This window comes from Streptomyces sp. MP131-18 (assembly GCF_001984575.1).
Lineage (GTDB): Bacteria > Actinomycetota > Actinomycetes > Streptomycetales > Streptomycetaceae > Streptomyces > Streptomyces johnsoniae.
Genome location: NZ_LZNS01000001.1, coordinates 2930876 through 2947599 on the forward strand (window position 1 = coordinate 2930876; position 16724 = coordinate 2947599).

A 16724-nucleotide genomic window follows, 5' to 3' on the forward strand; every position below is an offset into this window, starting at 1 on the left:
GTCACGTCGCGCGGAGATGGATGATGTCAGCCGCTGCCACTTCCCGCCGGGCACCGTCGTCACCCTCGATGACCAGCCTGCCTTCGCCGTCGACCGCCGCCGCCGTGCCCCGCACCTCGCCGCCGCCCGGCAGTTCGGCCCGCACCCGGCGGCCGAGCGTGGCGCAGCCCGCCGCGTACGCGTCGAGGAGCCCCGCGGCCGCCGGGTCGCCGCCGGCCGCGGTCCACCGCGTGTACCAGTCGTCCAGGGAACGCAGCACCGCGCGCAGCAGCGGGTCGCGGTCCGTCGAGACGGCCCCGGCCAGCAGCAGCGAACCGGCCCCGGGAACGGGCAGCTCCGCCGCGCCCAGCGACACGTTCAGCCCGATGCCGAGCACCACGGTGCCGCCCTCGGCGCGCTCCGCGAGGATGCCGCCGAGCTTGCGCTCCTCGCCGTCCACGGTCACCAGCACGTCGTTGGGCCACTTGAGCGCCGTGTCCACGCCCGCGGCGCGCGCCAGCGCGGTGGCGGTGGCCACGCCGGCCAGCAGCGGCAGCCAGGTCAGCCGCTCGTCCGGCACCGCCGGCCCGGTCCGCAGCAGCACCGAGAAGAACAGCCCGGAGCGCGGCGGCGCGCTCCAGGTCCGGTCCAGACGCCCCCGGCCGCTGTGCTGCTCCTCGGCGACCAGCACGGTGCCCGCGGCGGCCCGGCCGGCGCGGGCGGCGGCGGTCAGGTCGGCGTTCGTCGAGCCGGTGCGCGGCACGACGTCCAGGCGGGTCCACAGCCCGTCGGGCCGGATCAGCGCCCTGCGCAGGGCCCGCTCGTCGAGCGGGGGGCGGTCGAGGTCGGACCAGCGGCTCGACGGTGGAGTCATGCGGCCAGCCTACGGTGTGGCCAACGCCGCACCTGCGCCAGAACGCCGCGCCGTTAGCCTACGGATCAGCAGCCGCCGACTACATGGAGGAGCCGCTTCCGTGGCCGAGAACATCCACACCACCGCGGGGAAGATCGCCGACCTCGGGCACCGGGTCGCCGAGGCCACGCACGCGGGATCGGCGCGCGCCGTGGAGAAGCAGCACGCCCGGGGCAAGCTGACCGCGCGCGAACGGATCGGACTGCTGCTCGACGAGGGCTCGTTCACGGAGCTGGACGAGTTCGCCAGGCACCGGGCGACGGGCTTCGGCATCGAGCACAACCGCCCCTACGGCGACGGCGTGGTGACCGGTTACGGCACCGTGGACGGCCGGCCGGTGGCCGTGTACTCGCAGGACTTCACCGTGTTCGGCGGCTCGCTCGGCGAGGTCTACGGCGAAAAGATCGTGAAGGTCATGGACTTCGCGCTGAAGACCGGCTGTCCGGTCATCGGGATCAACGACGGCGGCGGGGCGCGCATTCAGGAGGGCGTGACGGCGCTGGGGCTGTTCGCGGAGATCTTCCGGCGCAACGTGCACGCCTCGGGCGTGGTGCCGCAGATCTCGCTGATCACCGGCCCGTGCGCGGGCGGCGCGGTCTACTCCCCGGCGATCACGGACTTCACGGTGATGGTCGATCAGACCTCGCACATGTTCATCACGGGCCCGGATGTGATCAAAACCGTCACCGGCGAGGACGTCGGCTTCGAGGAGCTGGGCGGCGCCCGCACGCACAACACCCTGTCCGGCGTGGCACATCACATGGCGGGCGACGAGAAGGACGCGTTCGAGTACGTCAGGGCGCTGCTGTCCTACCTGCCGTCCAACAACCTGACCGACGCACCCGCCTTCCCGCGGGAGGCCGATCTGGCGGAGTCCGCGGAGGACGCGGAGCTGGACGTGCTGATCCCGGACTCGGCGAACCAGCCGTACGACATGCACGAGGCGATCGAGCACGTGCTGGACGACCAGGAGTTCCTGGAGACGCAGCCGCTGTTCGCGCCGAACGTCATCACCGGCTTCGGCCGGGTCGAGGGCCACCCGGTCGGCGTGGTGGCCAACCAGCCGCTCCAGTTCGCGGGCTGCCTGGACATCAACGCCTCGGAGAAGGCCGCCAGGTTCGTGCGGACCTGCGACGCGTTCAACCTGCCGGTGCTGACGTTCGTCGACGTGCCGGGCTTCCTGCCGGGCACCGACCAGGAGTACAACGGCATCATCCGGCGCGGGGCCAAGCTGATCTACGCGTACGCGGAGGCGACGGTCCCGCTGATCACCGTGATCACCAGGAAGGCGTTCGGCGGCGCCTACGACGTGATGGGGTCCAAGCACCTCGGCGCCGACCTCAACCTGGCCTGGCCGACGGCGCAGATCGCCGTCATGGGGGCGCAGGGCGCGGTGAACATCCTGCACCGGCGCACGCTGGCGGCGCTCGAATCGGACGAGGAGCGCGAGGCGACACGCGCCCGGCTCACGGAGGAGTACGAGGACGCGCTGCTCAACCCGTACGCCGCCGCGGAGCGCGGCTATGTGGACGCGGTCATCAGGCCGTCGGAGACCCGCCGGCACGTGGTGCGGGGCCTGCGCGCCCTGCGGACCAAGCGCGAGCAGCTGCCGCCGAAGAAGCACGGGAACATCCCGCTGTGAGCCCTGGCCGTCAGGAGGACGTCCGTTGATCAAGGTGCTGCGGGGCAACCCGACCCCCGAGGAACTCGCCGTCGCCATCGCCGTGGTGCGGGCCAGGGCCGCCGCCGCGGCGGCGGCCGCGGAAGCGCCCGGGCCGCCCGCCGCCCGCGCCGCCTGGTCCGACCCGGCCAGGACCGTGCCGCGCGCCCCGCGCACGCCGGGGCCGCACGCCTGGCGCACCAGCTACTGGCCCGCATGACCGGGCGTTGCGGAGGCGCCCGCGCCTGCACCGCGCCTGCAACGCGCCTGCACCGCGCCTGGAGCGCCGCCGGGCGCCCGCATGGCACCGCGGTGGAGAACGGCGGGAGAACGGGGCGCCCGCCCGCGGGGAATCGCTGGAGCGCCTGTGGCCACCCTCCTGTCCGGCGCACGGCATGGCACAACTGACGGACACGTCTGAGTACGTGTACTCAGGCGCGCGGCGGGTCCCCTGCCGCACCATGACCCCATGCGGTGGTCGGACATGCGGGAGAGGCCCGACGAGGAGGCCGGGGCAGCCCAGGCCATGCTGGCCCGCCTCGGCTGGGTGCTCGCGGCGGCCATGGGCCTCGTCGTGCTGCTGCTGGCCCGCTGACGCCCCGGCGCCGCACGCCGTTACGCTGGCGCCCATGAGCCACGCGTCACCCACCCCGGCCAGGCGGCTGATCCTCGCCTCCCAGTCCCCCGCGCGCCTCGGCCTGTTGCGGCAGGCCGGGCTCGCCCCCGAGGTGATCGTCAGCGGCGTGGACGAGGACGCGCTGACCGCGTCCTCCCCCGCCGAGCTGGCCCGGGTGCTCGCCGAGGCCAAGGCCGCGGCCGTCGCGGAACGCGGAGAGGCCGCCGGGGCCCTGGTCGTGGGGTGCGACTCGGTGCTCGACATCGACGGACAGGCATTCGGCAAGCCCGCCGACGCCGAAGAGGCCACCACGCGCTGGAAGTCGATGCGCGGCCGGAGCGGGGTACTGCACACCGGGCACTGCGTGATCGACACCTCGGGCGGCGCGCGCGCCGCCGCCACGGCCTCGACGACCGTCAGATTCGGCTCGCCCTCCGACGCCGAGATCGCCGCCTACGTCGCCTCAGGCGAACCGCTGCGCGTCGCCGGGGCGTTCACCCTCGACGGCAGGTCGGCCCCGTTCATCGACGGGATCGACGGCAACGCCGGGACCGTCATCGGGCTGTCCCTGCCCCTGCTGCGCACCCTGCTCGCCCGGGTCGGGGTCGCCATCACCGACCTGTGGGCCTGACCCGGCCGCGGGGCCCGCGTCCTCGGGCGGCGGGTACAGCGTCAGCGTCAGCATGATCAGCCCGAACACCACGATCAGCACGGCGAACGCGGCCCAGCCCACGAGCCCGACCGCCAGCGCCCCGAGCACCGCGTGCAGCACCGCCGCCGCGGCCAGCGCCGCGCGGGCCACGCGGTGCGGCGCCACGTCGCGGATCGCCGTGCGGGCCAGCAGCGCCCCGCACAGCAGCAGGTAGGCGGCCAGCGCGGCGCCCGCCGACCAGGCGCCGGCCCTGATCGCCGTCGGCGACACCCCGCCGAGGGACATCTCCTGGCGGTCCGCCGCGAGTCCCAGAATCCAGTGCACCAGCCCGAGGACCGCCGCACCGCCCGTCACCACGACCGCCGCCACCGCGGCCACGCTTCGTCTGCCCCGGTTCACCCCGCGCACGCTACTGCCGGGTAACGCCCGCGACAACCCTGGTGGACAGCCCGCCGTCCGAAGAGCAAAGAATCTTTGACCTGTTTGTCAGGTCTCTACAACCACCCCCCGTACAGCCTGTGTCAGGCCACCGGAGGTGGAAGGCATCTGCCCACGTCTAAGGTGAACCTCAGCGAGGTGCGTACCTTGGGACAGCAAGGCAGCCGGACGACGAAGTGGTCGGCCCTCACAGTCCGTGTGGGCAAGGTCACCCCTGAGGGCGACTCGTTGCGGGGTGTCGCCAGTACATAAACTCGCCCTGTTCCAAGGAGGGAGCCATCGTGCGCAAGGTGCTCATCGCCAACCGCGGCGAAATCGCGGTCCGGGTCGCCCGGGCCTGCCGGGACGCCGGTATCGCCAGTGTGGCCGTCTACGCCGAGCCGGACCGGGACGCCGTGCACGCGCGCGCCACCGACGAGGCGTTCGCGCTGGGCGGTGACACTCCGGCCGCCAGCTACCTGGACTTCGACAAGGTCCTCAAGGCGGCGGCCGATGCCGGGGCGGACGCCGTCCACCCGGGATACGGATTTCTTTCCGAGAACGCCGACTTCGCGCAGGCGGTGATCGACACGGGTCTCACCTGGATCGGTCCGCCGCCCGCCGCGATCCGGGCGCTCGGTGACAAGGTCGCCGCGCGGCACATCGCGCAGCGCGCGGGCGCCCCCCTGGTCGCCGGCACCACCGACCCCGTCTCCGGCGCCGACGAAGTCGTCACGTTCGCCCGCGAACACGGGCTGCCGGTCGCCATCAAGGCCGCCTTCGGCGGCGGGGGCCGCGGTCTGAAGGTCGCCAGGACGCTGGAGGAGATCCCCGAGCTGTACGACTCGGCGGTCCGCGAGGCGCAGGTGTCGTTCGGCCGCGGCGAGTGCTTCGTCGAGCGGTACCTGGACCGCCCCCGGCACGTGGAGACGCAGTGCCTCGCCGACACCCACGGGAACGTGGTGGTGGTCTCCACCCGCGACTGCTCGCTCCAGCGGCGCCACCAGAAGCTCGTCGAGGAGGCGCCCGCGCCCTACCTGAGCGAGGCGCAGAACGCCGAGCTGTACGCGGCGTCGAAGGCCATCCTCAAGGAGGCGGGCTATGTCGGCGCCGGCACCTGCGAGTTCCTCGTGGGACAGGACGGCACCATCTCCTTCCTCGAGGTCAACACCCGTCTCCAGGTGGAGCACCCGGTCACCGAGGAGATCAGCGGCATCGACCTGGTCCGCGAGCAGCTGCGCATCGCCGAGGGCGAGGAGATCGGGTACGACGACCCCGCGCTGCGCGGCCACTCCATCGAGTTCCGCATCAACGGCGAGGACCCCGGGCGCAACTTCCTGCCCGCGCCGGGCACCGTCACCACGTTCGCCCCGCCGCACGGGCCAGGGGTGCGGGTGGACGCCGGTGTCGAGTCCGGCTCGGTGATCGGCCCGGCCTGGGACTCGCTGCTGGCCAAGCTGATCATCACCGGCGCGGACCGCAAGCAGGCGCTGGAGCGCGCGGCGCGCGCGCTGGCCGAGTTCCACGTGGAGGGCATGGCGACGGCCCTCCCGTTCCACCGCGCGGTGGTGCGCGATCCGGCGTTCGCGCCGGAGCTGGACGGCGGCAAGGGCCCGTTCAGCGTCCACACCCGGTGGATCGAAACGGAGTTCGTCTCGGCGATCCCGCCGTTCGACGCATCCGCGGGTGCGGACGGCGAGGAGGGCCACGTGCGCGAGACGGTGGTCGTCGAGGTTGGCGGCAAGCGGCTCGAAGTCTCGCTGCCCGCGACGCTGGCCATGCCGCTGGCGCGCGCCGCGGTCGCGGGGGGCGCTCGCCCGGCGCGGCGCAAGCCCGTCAAGCGCGCCGGCTCCGGCGCGACGGGTGAGACGCTGGCCTCGCCCATGCAGGGCACGATCGTGAAGGTCGCCGTCGAGGAGGGGCAACAGGTCGAGGAGGGCGAGCTGATCATCGTCCTGGAGGCGATGAAGATGGAACAGCCCATCAACGCCCACCGCTCGGGCACGATCGTGGACCTGAAGGCCGACGTCGGCGCCTCCGTCTCCTCCGGCGCCGCCATCTGCGGGATCAAGGACTAGGGAAGCACGCCGCCCGAGCAGCGAGCGGTCCCACCTCCCCGGGGGCACCTCCCCGGGGGCGCCTCCCCGGGGGCACCTCCCCGGGGGCACCTCCCCGGGGGCGCCTCCCGGACGGAGTCTGGGGGAGGAGTCCGGGGGAGGAGTCCGGGCACGTGCCGGGACGCCCCGGGGAAGACGGCCCCGGTCGTACGTCACCCCGCGCCGCGAACGGGCCGCGAACGGGCCGCGCGGCACGGACGCGGCGACCGCACCTGCGCGGGCCGCAGTCGGGTGGGCGGCCCGGCTCCGCCCCGGTGGGGGCGGAGCCGCCGGTGGCCTTCCCGACCGGCCTTGAGGCCCTACCGACGGCGGGTCGGCGCCAGGTCGGACATACGCTGGCCGAGCGGTGCGGACGCCGCGAGGCCGGGGTGCACCGCGCCGCGCGGCGCAGGCAGCGGAACGTCCCGCCGCGCGGCCTCGGTGCCGCGGTCGGTCCGCTCGGCGCGGTCCGTCCGCTCGGCGGGCCCCGCCTTCCCCCCCGCCACGGCGGCGGGGGCGGCCACCGAGATCCGCACGCCCTGGTCGGCCAGGGCCTCGATCTCCGTGCCCGCCCGTTCGCACTCGGGCGGCGGCTGATCGGTCACGAGCTGCGTGATCAGGTCCGTGGGCACGGTCTGGAAGGCCGTCTCCGCGCCGAGCTTGGTGTGGTCGGCCAGGACGACCACCTCGGCCGCCGCCCGCACCAGCGCGCGGTCCACGCTCGCGGCAAGCATGTTGGACGTGGACAGGCCGCGGTCGGCCGTCAGTCCGGAGCCCGACAGGAACGCCCGGCTGACGCGCAGCCCGACGAGCGACTGCTCGGCGCCGCTGCCGACCAGCGCATAGTTGGAGCCGCGCAACGTCCCCCCCGTCATCACCACCTCCACGCGGTTGGCGTGCGCGAGCGCCTGGGCCACCAGCAGCGAGTTGGTGACGACGGTCAGCCCCGGCACCCGGGCCAGCCGGCGGGCCAGCTCCTGGGTCGTGGTGCCGGCGCCCACCACGATGGCCTCGCCCTCCCGGACCAGGCCGGCCGCGTACTCCGCGATGGCGGTCTTCTCCGCCGTCGCGGCCAAGGCCCGCTGGGGAAAGCCCGACTCCCGGGTGAACCCACCCGGCAGGACCGCACCACCGTGTCTGCGGTCCACCAATCCTTCTGCCTCCAAGGCGCGTACATCGCGCCGAACGGTCACTTCCGAGGTCTGGACAACGCGGGCGAGCTCCCGGAGCGACACGGCTCCGTTGGCGCGCACCATTTCGAGAATCATCTGACGACGTTCTGCAGCGAACACGGAACCGACAGTAACCCCAACGACCATCTTGTTTCAGCCGGTTGCGAGGAATTACCGAAGTTGACTATGCGTACGCCCCCGGCGTGATATATGCCAGGGGCGCATTCGCGTGATACCAGTGGTGACCAGTGCCTACTGTTCTTCGGCGAGTTTCCGGGTATGCAGCTGCCGGGCCGCCTCGGCGATCGACCCGGACAAAGACGGGTACACGGTGAACGCTTTTGCGATCTGTTCCACCGTCAGACTGTTGTCGACCGCGATCGATATGGGGTGGATCAGCTCGCTCGCCCGCGGCGCGACGACCACGCCGCCGACCACGATCCCGGTACCGGGACGGCAGAACAGCTTGACGAAGCCGTCCCGCACGCCCTGCATCTTCGCCCGCGGATTGCGCAGCAACGGCAGCTTCACCAGCCGGGCGTCGATCCGCCCCTCGTCCACGTCCTCCTGCGTGTACCCGACGGTGGCGATCTCGGGGTCGGTGAAGATGTTGCCCGAGACGGTGTTGAGATCCAGCGGTGCCACCGCGTCGCCCAGGAAGTGGTACATCGCGATCCGGCCCTGCATCGCCGCCACCGAGGCCAGCGCGAGCACCCCGGTGCAGTCCCCTGCCGCGTACACGCCGGGGGCCGTCGTCCTGGAGACCTTGTCGGTCCAGATGTGACCGGAGTCCTTCAGCTTGACCCCGGCCTCCTCCAGGCCCATGTCGCTCGTGTTCGGCACGGCGCCGACCGCCATCAGGCAGTGCGTGCCCGAAATGGTCCGCCCGTCGGACAGCGTGATCTCCACCCGGCCGCCCGCACGTTTCACGGCGGCGGCGCGCGAGCGCGCCATCACGTTCATCCCGCGGCGGCGGAAGACGTCCTCGAGCACGGCCGCCGCGTCCGGGTCCTCGCCCGGCAGCACCCGGTCGCGGGAGGAGACCAGCGTGACCCGGGACCCCAGCGCCTGATAGGCGCCCGCGAACTCCGCGCCCGTCACCCCGGACCCGACCACCACCAGCTCCTCGGGCAGCTCCCCGAGGTCGTAGACCTGCGTCCAGGTGAGGATGCGCTCCCCGTCCGGGCGGGCGTCGGGCAGCTCCCGCGGCTGGCCGCCGGTGGCGATCAGCACACAGTCCGTCTCCAGGTCCTGCGCCACGCCGTCCGTACCGGTGACGGCGACCCGGCGCGAACCGTCGGACGCCCGATTGGGCATCAGCCGCGCGCGCCCGCGCAGCACCCGCACGCCGGCGCGCGTCACGGAGGAGGTGATGTCGTGCGACTGGGCGAGCGCGAGACGCTTCACCCGCCGGTTGACCTTGCCGAGGTCGACGCCGATGCCGCGCACCTCGTCGCCGATGCCGTCGCCGTCGTGATCGATCTCGATGCCCAGCTCCTCCCGCGAGGAGTCGAAACCGGTCATCACCTCGGCGGTCGCGATCAGGGTCTTGGAAGGGACGCAGTCGGTGAGCACCGACGCGCCCCCGAGGCCATCGCGATCCACGACGGTCACCTCCGCGCCGAGCTGCGCCGCCACCAGCGCCGCCTCATAGCCGCCGGGTCCGCCACCAATGATCACGATGCGAGTCACCTTTCCAGTGTCTCGTACGACTCGTCCGTTCTCGCCTTTGGCCCCCCGGCGGGCCGGATCTGCCTGCCACGCCCGCCACTCCCGTACGCTCGGGGGCATGTCGCTCTACGCCGCTTACGCCGGTAACCTCGACCCCCGGTTGATGGCCCGCCGCGCACCGCACTCACCTCTGCGTGGCACCGGCTGGATCACCGGCTGGCGGCTCACGTTCGGCGGTGAGGAGATGGGCTGGGAGGGCGCCCTGGCGACCGTCGTGGAGGACAACGGCGCGCCGCCCGGCTCCGACGTGTTCGTCGCGCTCTACGACATCGCCCCCATGGACGAGGACGCGATGGACCGCTGGGAGGGCGTGAGCCTCGGCATCTACCGCCGCACCCGCGTCCAGGTTCACACGCTGGACGGTACGGCGGCCGCCTGGGTCTACGTGCTGAACGCGTACGAGGGCGGCCTGCCCTCGGCCCGCTACCTCGGCGAGATCGCCGATGCGGCGGAGGCCGCGGGCGCACCTCACGACTACGTGATGGAGCTGCGCAAGCGCCCCTGCTGACGGCGCGTCCCGCCCGCCCCTGCGCGGCCTCCGCCGCCGGGGGCGTGAGCGGGCGCACGGTGGATGGCTGTTATGCGCCCCTAGGAACGTCCCGCGTCTACGCGCGTAGGCCGGAACCCGTTAGGCTCGGCGCGTGAACGCTTCTGAAATCGAGGACTCGGCGGACGCCGCGGCTGCACGGGTCCGGGAGTTGACCGGTGTGGCAGCCCACGACGTCGCGCTGGTCATGGGCTCGGGATGGGTCCCGGCCGCCGATGCGCTGGGGGAGCCGCAGCACGAGTTCCACGTGACCGAGCTGCCCGGCTTCCCCCCGCCGGCCGTCGAGGGTCACGCCGGCAGAGTCCGTTCCCACCGGGTGGGGAACAAGCGTGCGCTGGTCTTCCTCGGCCGCACCCACTACTACGAGGGGCGCGGCGTGGCCGCCGTCGCACACGGGGTGCGCACCGCCGTGGCGGCGGGCTGCAAGACCGTCGTGCTCACCAACGGGTGCGGCGGCCTGCGGGAGGGCATGCGCCCCGGACAGCCCGTGCTGATCAGCGACCACATCAACCTCACGGCCGCCTCGCCCATCGCCGGGGCCAACTTCGTCGACCTGACGGACCTCTACGCCCCGCGGCTGCGGGCGCTCTGCCGGGAGATCGACCCGACCCTCGAAGAGGGGGTCTACGTGCAGTTCCCCGGGCCGCACTACGAGACGCCCGCCGAGATCCGCATGGTTCGCGCGATCGGCGGGGACCTGGTCGGCATGTCCACCGTTCTCGAAGCCATCGCCGCCCGTGAGGCGGGGGCCGAGGTGCTGGGCATCTCGCTGGTGACCAACCTCGCGGCCGGTCTCACCGGCCAGCCGCTGAGCCACGAGGAAGTCCTGCGCGCGGGCCGCGACTCCGCGACGCGCATGGGCGCCCTCCTGGCCCGGCTCCTGAACCGCATCTGAACGTCCCCGCCCCGCACGCCCACGAACGACGACACGAACGACGACGACACGAACGGGACAGTCGAGACGCGATGGCGAACGAGCTGATCACGCGGGCCCGCGCCTGGCTCGCCGAGGACCCGGACCCGGAAACCCGCGCGGAGCTGGCCGCGCTCATCTCCGAGGCCGAGTCGGAGGAACGGCCCGCCGACGTTCCCGGCGGCGCGCCCGACGTGCCCGGCGGCGCGCCGGCCACCGCGGAGCTGGCCGCGCGGTTCTCCGGCACGCTCCAGTTCGGCACGGCCGGCCTGCGCGGCGAGATGGGCGCGGGCCCGATGCGCATGAACCGCACCGTCGTCATCCGGGCAGCGGCCGGCCTCGCCGCGTACCTGCGCGCCCAGGCGCGGAACGCCGAGGGGGCGGCCGCCGGCCCTGGACTCGTCGTCATCGGCTACGACGCCAGACACCGGAGCGCCGACTTCGCCAGGGACACGGCCGCCGTCGTCACGGGCGCCGGGCTGCGCGCGGCGCTGCTGCCGCGCCCGCTGCCGACGCCGGTCCTCGCGTTCGCCATCCGTCACCTCGGAGCGGTCGCCGGGGTCGCCGTGACCGCGAGCCACAACCCGCCGCAAGACAACGGGTACAAGGTCTACCTCGGCGACGGCAGCCAGATCGTGCCGCCCGCCGACGCCGCCATCGCGGACGAGATCGCCGCCGTCGGCGCGCCCGCCGACGTGCCGCGGCCCGCGGCGGGCTGGGAGGTCCTGGGCGAGGAGATCGTGGCGGCGTACCTGGCCAGGACGGCGGCGGCACTCGCGCCCGGCTCGCCGCGTGCCGCCACGGCGGTGTACACGCCGCTGCACGGCGTCGGGCAGTCCGTGCTGACCGCCGCGTTCGCCGGGGCCGGTTTCCCCGCACCGGTCGAGGTGCCCGAACAGGCGGCGCCCGATCCGGACTTCCCCACCGTCGCGTTCCCCAACCCGGAGGAGCCTGGCGCCATGGACCTGGCGCTGGCGCGCGCCCGCGCGACCGTTCCGCGGCCCGATCTGCTGATCGCCAACGACCCGGACGCGGACCGCTGCGCCGTCGGCATCCCCGATCCGGGCGCGGACGGCGGCTGGCGCATGCTGCGAGGTGACGAGTTGGGCGCGCTCCTCGCGCACCACCTCGTGCGCCGGGGCGTGCGCGGTACGTTCGCCACGTCGATCGTCTCGTCCTCCCTGACGGGCCGCATCGCGGAGGCGGCCGGGCTGCCGTTCCGCGAGACGCTGACCGGCTTCAAGTGGCTCGCGCGCGTTCCCGGGCTCGGCTTCGCCTACGAGGAGGCGCTCGGCTACTGCGTCGACCCGGCCGGGGTCCGCGACAAGGACGGCATCACGGCGGCCCTGTGCGCCGCCGAACTGGCCGCCGGGCTGAAGGCGGAGGGCCGCACGCCCGCCGACGTGCTCGACGAACTCGCGCTCGCCCACGGGCTGCACGCCACCGACCAGCTGTCGGTGCGCGTCCCTGACCTGTCCCTGATCGCCGGGGCGATGCGGCGGCTGCGCGCCCGGCCACCGCGCGAGCTGGCCGGTCTTGCCGTCACGCGCGCCGAGGATCTGGCGGAGGGCGCCGGCGAGCTGCCCCCGACGGACGGGCTGCGCTACACGCTGGGCGGCGGGGGCGAGGTCTCCGCGGCCCGGGTGATCGTGCGGCCCAGCGGAACGGAGCCGAAGCTGAAGGCGTACGTCGAGGTGGTGCTGCCGGTGTCCGCGCGCGAGGACCTGCCGGGGGCCCGGGCCGCGGCCGCCGCGGTGCTGCGGCGCGTGTCGGAGGACCTGCGCGACGCGCTGGGCCTGGTGCCGCCCGTCGGGTGACACGGCGGGCCCCTTTCGTGTGGGCGGCGCGTCCGCGCAGGCGGGGCCGTTTCGACAGGACGCGCCGCGGCCGGGCAGGATCGCCCGCATGGCATCCCCCACCACCCAGGTTTCCGTCGGCGCCGTCGGCACCGTCGCCGCGCGGCGCACCGAGCGGGCCGTGCGCCTGGCCACCGCCGCGGGCCGTGAACTCGGCCTGCGGCCGAAGGACCCGCGCGTGCTGTACGACGTCTTCAACGTGCTGGTGCACCTCGCCCCGGAGCCGGTGGTCGTTCGGGTGCCGTCGCTCGTGCTGTCCTCCGCGGAGGAGCAGGGGGTGAAGCAACGGCGGGAACTGGCCGTCGCGGGCTGGCTCGCCGACACCGGCGCCCCGGTCGTGCGCCCCAGCCCGCTGGTGCCGCGGGAGCCCGTGGTGTGCGAGGGGACCTCGATGACGTGCTGGGAGTTCGTCGACGAGAAGGACCGGCTCACCGTCGAGGAGATGGCGGCGGCCGGCCCGGAACGGCTCGCGGGGCGGTTCGCCGAGGGGGCGGGCTGGGCCGCCGGGCTGCACGAGCGGCTCGCCGCCTATCCCGGGGCGGACGACCTGCCCATGCTGACGCCGCTCGTTCCCGGCACCGGCACGATGCTGGCCGAGCTGCGGAAGCGGCCGCAGTTCCTCACCACCGCCGACCTCGACCGGGCGGCGGCGGAGTACGCGGCCGCGGAGGACTTCGTGGCGGACCCGGCGGCGTACTTCCCCGGCGTGCGGCTCCAGCCCCTGCACGGCGACGCGCCCGGTTACAACGTCCTGCGGACCGCGGACGGTCATCTCTTCTGCGATTTCGAGGACGCCACGTACGGACCGGTGGAGTGGGACCTCACCCAGGTGGGCGCCACGGGCGTCGAGGCGTACGAACGCGCCTCCGGCGTGCGCCTCGACCGTGCCCTGCTCGGCCTGCTGGACGGGGCCCGGCTGCTCCAGACCGTGGGCGCGCTGGCGCTCGTGCCGATGATGCCGGAGCTGGCATCGATGCTCGAACCGGCCATCGAGCAGTGGCGGGCGCGCGAGCCGCTGACGGTGGTGAAGGCCTGACGCCGGGCGCACAAATGCGTGGACGCGGCCGTCCGGGCCTGGCTAGGCTGCGCCCATGTCCAGCCCCGAGGCGTCAAGACGCTAGCCACCGGCCGTCCGGTGGCTGCTCGTCCGTCGCGCACGCCATGGCGCTGAGGCTCCGCCGCCCCTGAGGGCCGCGGTGCCGGGCACCGCGTTCCCGCGTCCTTCCGCCACCGGATCGTCGGCCTGCGGGCTGTTTCCGACCGGCCGTCCGTCGTGCCTCACGACGACGGCGGGTTTCTTCGCGCGGCAGTCGCGCGCGCCCGCGTCAACGGCCGTCTGCCCCGGGGACGTTCGTGTGCCGTCGTCCCTGTGCCCTGTGCCCTGTGCCCCGTGCTGCCCGTGCCGTTGCCGGTGTGTGCCTGCCGCTGCCCTGTCGGTCCACGATGTGGTTGCGGAGCTATTTCATGCCTTTTGCCCTTTATCTTCTCGGTCTTGCGGTATTTGCACAAGGCACGTCCGAGTTCATGCTGTCGGGCCTCATCCCCGGCATCGCCGACGACCTGAACGTCTCCGTTCCGGCCGCCGGCTCGCTGACCTCGGCCTTCGCCGTGGGAATGGCCGTCGGCGCCCCGCTGATGGCCGTTCTCAGCCTGCGCTGGTCGCGGCGGCTCGCGCTGCTCGCGTTCCTCGTCGTCTTCCTGCTCGTGCACGTGATCGGCGCGCTGACCACCAGCTATCACGTGCTGCTTGTCACCCGCGTCGTCGGGGCGCTCGCCAACGCCGGGTTCCTCGCGGTGGCCCTGGCGACCGCGGCCGCCATGGTCGGGCCGAACGCCAAGGGGCGCGCGACCTCGGTGCTGCTCGGCGGCGTCACCGTCGCCTGCGTGGCAGGCGTCCCCGCCGGGGCATGGCTCGGCCAGCTGTGGGGCTGGCGCGCGGCGTTCTGGGCCGTGGCCCTGATCTCCCTGCCGACGATCGCCGCGACGCTGCGGTCCGTGCCCGCGGGGGCTCCGGACGGCGCCGCCGCGCCGCGGGCGCGCCGCGAACTGCGCGCGCTGCGCAGCCCGCGCCTGCTGGTGACGCTGCTCCTCGGGGCCCTGGTGAACGGGGCGACCTTCTGCGTGTTCACCTATCTCGCGCCGCTGATGACCGAGGTGACCGGCTTCGGGGAGGGCTGGGTGCCCGCGGTACTGGCGATGTTCGGGCTCGGCTCGTTCCTCGGGGTGACGATCGCCGGGCGGGTCGCGGACGTGCGGCCCGTCCGGCTGCTGGCCTGGGGCGGAGCGGCGCTGCTGGCGGGCTGGGTGCTGTTCGCGCTGGTGGCGGGGAACGCGGTCGCGGCCCTCGTGCTCGTCCTGGCGCAGGGCACCCTGTCGTTCGCGGTCGGCTCCACGCTGATTTCCCAGGTGCTCTACGCGGCGGCGGAGGCGCCGACCCTGGCCGGCGGGTTCGCCACCGCCGCGTTCAACGTGGGGGCGGCGGTCGGCCCGTGGGCGGGCGGCCTCGCGATCGGTGCGGACCTCGGCTACCGCTCCCCGCTGTGGGTCGGCGCGGGGCTCGTGGCACTGGCCCTCGCCGTCGCGGGCACGGCCGCGGGACTGCGGGGGCGCGCCCGGCCTTGGAACGGCGGGCGAGGCACAACGGCCCGTCCGGCGACGGCGGTTGCACGGGCGGACCGGGGGGCGCGCGGCGGACCGGCCTAGGCTTGGGCGCATGGAGACGCCCCGGGCCGGCTGCTACGCCTGCGAACAGGAGACCGGCTTCGGCGCCCTGCCGCCGCGCGAGGCCGTCGCGTCCGACCGCCACTGGCGGGTGGCGCACGCGCTGGGCACGGCCCTGCCCGGCTGGCTGGTGCTCCTGCCGCGGCGGCACGTCACGGGCGTGGACGAGCTGACGGACGCGGAGGCGGCGGCGCTCGGGCCCTGGCAGGCCGCTCTGTCACGGGCGCTGCGCGAGGTGACGGGCTGCCCCAAGACGTACGTGGCGCAGTTCGGCGAGCAGGACGGCTTCGCCCACCTGCACTTCCACGTGATTCCGCGCGGCGCCGAGCTGCCCGCCGCGCGGCGCGGGCCCGGGATCTTCGACCTGCTGCGGCGGCCCGCGGCGGAGCGGGTGCCGGACGCGGAGGCCGACGGCATCGCGCGCGCCGTCGGCCGCGCCCTCCGGCACGGGCCGGCGGGCGACGGCTGAACGCGGGCGGCCCGGCCCGACCGTTCAGCGCTACGGCTGCGGCTGCGGCTGCGGAATGGCGTGCTCGGCCGCGCGGCTGGTCTCCTCCCACGCCGCCCATGTCCGCAGCCGGGCGTTGCTGACCTCCACGGCCATGTCGTAGACGGCGCTGCCGAGCAGTAGGCGCAGCGGCGGCTCCTCGCTGTCGACCAGCTTCATCAGGGCCTCCGCGGCGAGCCGCGGGTGGCTGTCGACGGAGCCTTCCGCCCACTGCTTCTCCAACTCGGCGCGCAACCCCGCGTACGACGGATCGGCGGTGGCGGTGTGCATGGCCGTGTACAGGTCGGTCCAGTAACCGCCCGGTTCGACGATGGTCAGCCGGACGCCGAAGTGCGCGGCCTCGGCGGCGAGCGCTTCGCTCATGCCCTCAAGAGCAAACTTGCTCGCGCTGTACAGGCCCGTGCTCGGGTAACCGCCAAGGGCGCCGATGCTGGAGATCTGCACGATGTGGCCGCCGCGCTGCGCGCGCAGGACCGGCATGACGGCCTGGCCGACCCACAGGGCGCCGAAGAAGTTGGTCTCCATGGCGGCGCGGGCCTCCGCCTCGGTGAACTCCTCGATCATGCCCATCGCCATCGTCCCCGCGTTGTTGACGACGATGTCCAGGCGGCCGAGGCGCGTGGCCGCCTCCTCGACCGCCGCGAAGACAGCGGCGCGGTCGGTGACGTCGGCGGTGAGCGTGATCAGCCGCCCGTCGTGGCGGGCGCGCAACTCGTCCAGGGAGGCGGTGGTGCGCGACACCGTGGCCACCCGGTCCCCCGCGTCGAGTGCGGCCTCGGCGAAGGCGCGGCCGAGGCCGCGGCTGCCGCCGGTGATGAGCCAGGTGCGGCTGGATTCGGTGCGCATGGACGCCTCCCGGGTAGGGCTTTGCCGGCACGAGACGTTGCGTCTCGCTTGTTTCCTCGACAGCATGCCCGCCGGGCGGCACGCAGTCAAGACGGAC

Annotated in this window: 15 protein-coding genes; 11 read left to right on the forward strand and 4 right to left on the reverse strand. The window is 73.9% G+C overall.

Features of this window, described 5'->3' with window-relative positions; genetic code table 11:
* Position 1: 1 nt before the first annotated feature.
* A complete protein-coding gene (locus STBA_RS12940) occupies positions 2–853 on the reverse strand; it encodes a biotin--[acetyl-CoA-carboxylase] ligase (RefSeq protein WP_077059390.1) in 852 nt (283 codons plus the stop codon).
* A gap of 100 nt (positions 854–953) precedes the next feature.
* On the opposite strand from STBA_RS12940, the gene STBA_RS12945 reads away from it, so the two are divergent.
* The 5 genes from STBA_RS12945 to STBA_RS12965 all read left to right on the forward strand — a co-directional run bounded on the left by STBA_RS12945 (position 954) and on the right by STBA_RS12965 (position 6315).
* Positions 954–2534 (forward strand): acyl-CoA carboxylase subunit beta, encoded by a 1581-nt coding sequence (locus STBA_RS12945; RefSeq protein WP_253194702.1) that lies wholly within the window; start codon positions 954–956, stop codon positions 2532–2534.
* A gap of 25 nt (positions 2535–2559) precedes the next feature.
* Positions 2560–2772 (forward strand): acyl-CoA carboxylase epsilon subunit, encoded by a 213-nt coding sequence (locus STBA_RS12950; protein ID WP_077059391.1) that lies wholly within the window; start codon positions 2560–2562, stop codon positions 2770–2772.
* Positions 2773–3021: 249 nt separating this feature from the next.
* A complete protein-coding gene (locus STBA_RS39265) occupies positions 3022–3147 on the forward strand; it encodes a hypothetical protein (protein WP_290443819.1) in 126 nt (41 codons plus the stop codon).
* A gap of 34 nt (positions 3148–3181) precedes the next feature.
* Positions 3182–3799 carry a nucleoside triphosphate pyrophosphatase gene (locus STBA_RS12955; RefSeq protein WP_077059392.1) on the forward strand — a complete coding sequence of 206 codons (618 nt, stop codon included), beginning with the start codon at positions 3182–3184 and terminating at the stop codon, positions 3797–3799.
* 740 nt (positions 3800–4539) lie between these two features.
* Positions 4540–6315, forward strand: a complete 1776-nt coding sequence (locus STBA_RS12965) for a biotin carboxylase N-terminal domain-containing protein (protein ID WP_077059394.1) — start codon at positions 4540–4542, stop codon at positions 6313–6315.
* A gap of 338 nt (positions 6316–6653) precedes the next feature.
* On the opposite strand, the gene STBA_RS12970 is transcribed toward STBA_RS12965, so the two are convergent.
* On the reverse strand, positions 6654–7601 hold the full coding sequence (locus STBA_RS12970) for a DeoR/GlpR family DNA-binding transcription regulator (RefSeq protein WP_077059395.1): 948 nt from the start codon (positions 7599–7601) through the stop codon (positions 6654–6656).
* Between the two features lie 156 nt (positions 7602–7757).
* Positions 7758–9197, reverse strand: coding sequence for an NAD(P)H-quinone dehydrogenase (locus tag STBA_RS12975; protein ID WP_077059396.1), 1440 nt, complete (start codon positions 9195–9197; stop codon positions 7758–7760).
* A gap of 97 nt (positions 9198–9294) precedes the next feature.
* Between STBA_RS12975 and STBA_RS12980 the strand changes: the two genes are divergently transcribed.
* The 6 genes from STBA_RS12980 (at position 9295) to STBA_RS13005 (ending at position 15742) form a co-directional block, all read left to right on the forward strand.
* Positions 9295–9744 (forward strand): gamma-glutamylcyclotransferase, encoded by a 450-nt coding sequence (locus STBA_RS12980; RefSeq protein ID WP_077059397.1) that lies wholly within the window; start codon positions 9295–9297, stop codon positions 9742–9744.
* A 133-nt stretch (positions 9745–9877) separates the two neighbouring features.
* Positions 9878–10678 (forward strand): purine-nucleoside phosphorylase, encoded by an 801-nt coding sequence (locus tag STBA_RS12985; RefSeq protein WP_077059398.1) that lies wholly within the window; start codon positions 9878–9880, stop codon positions 10676–10678.
* Positions 10679–10749: 71 nt separating this feature from the next.
* On the forward strand, positions 10750–12513 hold the full coding sequence (locus tag STBA_RS12990) for a phospho-sugar mutase (protein WP_077059399.1): 1764 nt from the start codon (positions 10750–10752) through the stop codon (positions 12511–12513).
* A gap of 88 nt (positions 12514–12601) precedes the next feature.
* A complete protein-coding gene (locus tag STBA_RS12995; RefSeq protein WP_077059400.1) occupies positions 12602–13588 on the forward strand; it encodes a phosphotransferase in 987 nt (328 codons plus the stop codon).
* Between the two features lie 428 nt (positions 13589–14016).
* Positions 14017–15255, forward strand: a complete 1239-nt coding sequence (locus STBA_RS13000; protein ID WP_077059401.1) for a Cmx/CmrA family chloramphenicol efflux MFS transporter — start codon at positions 14017–14019, stop codon at positions 15253–15255.
* A gap of 10 nt (positions 15256–15265) precedes the next feature.
* On the forward strand, positions 15266–15742 hold the full coding sequence (locus tag STBA_RS13005; RefSeq protein ID WP_077059402.1) for an HIT family protein: 477 nt from the start codon (positions 15266–15268) through the stop codon (positions 15740–15742).
* 30 nt (positions 15743–15772) lie between these two features.
* Here the strand turns inward: STBA_RS13005 and STBA_RS13010 are convergent, their stop codons facing one another.
* A complete protein-coding gene (locus STBA_RS13010; protein WP_077059403.1) occupies positions 15773–16627 on the reverse strand; it encodes an SDR family NAD(P)-dependent oxidoreductase in 855 nt (284 codons plus the stop codon).
* Positions 16628–16724 lie beyond the last annotated feature (97 nt).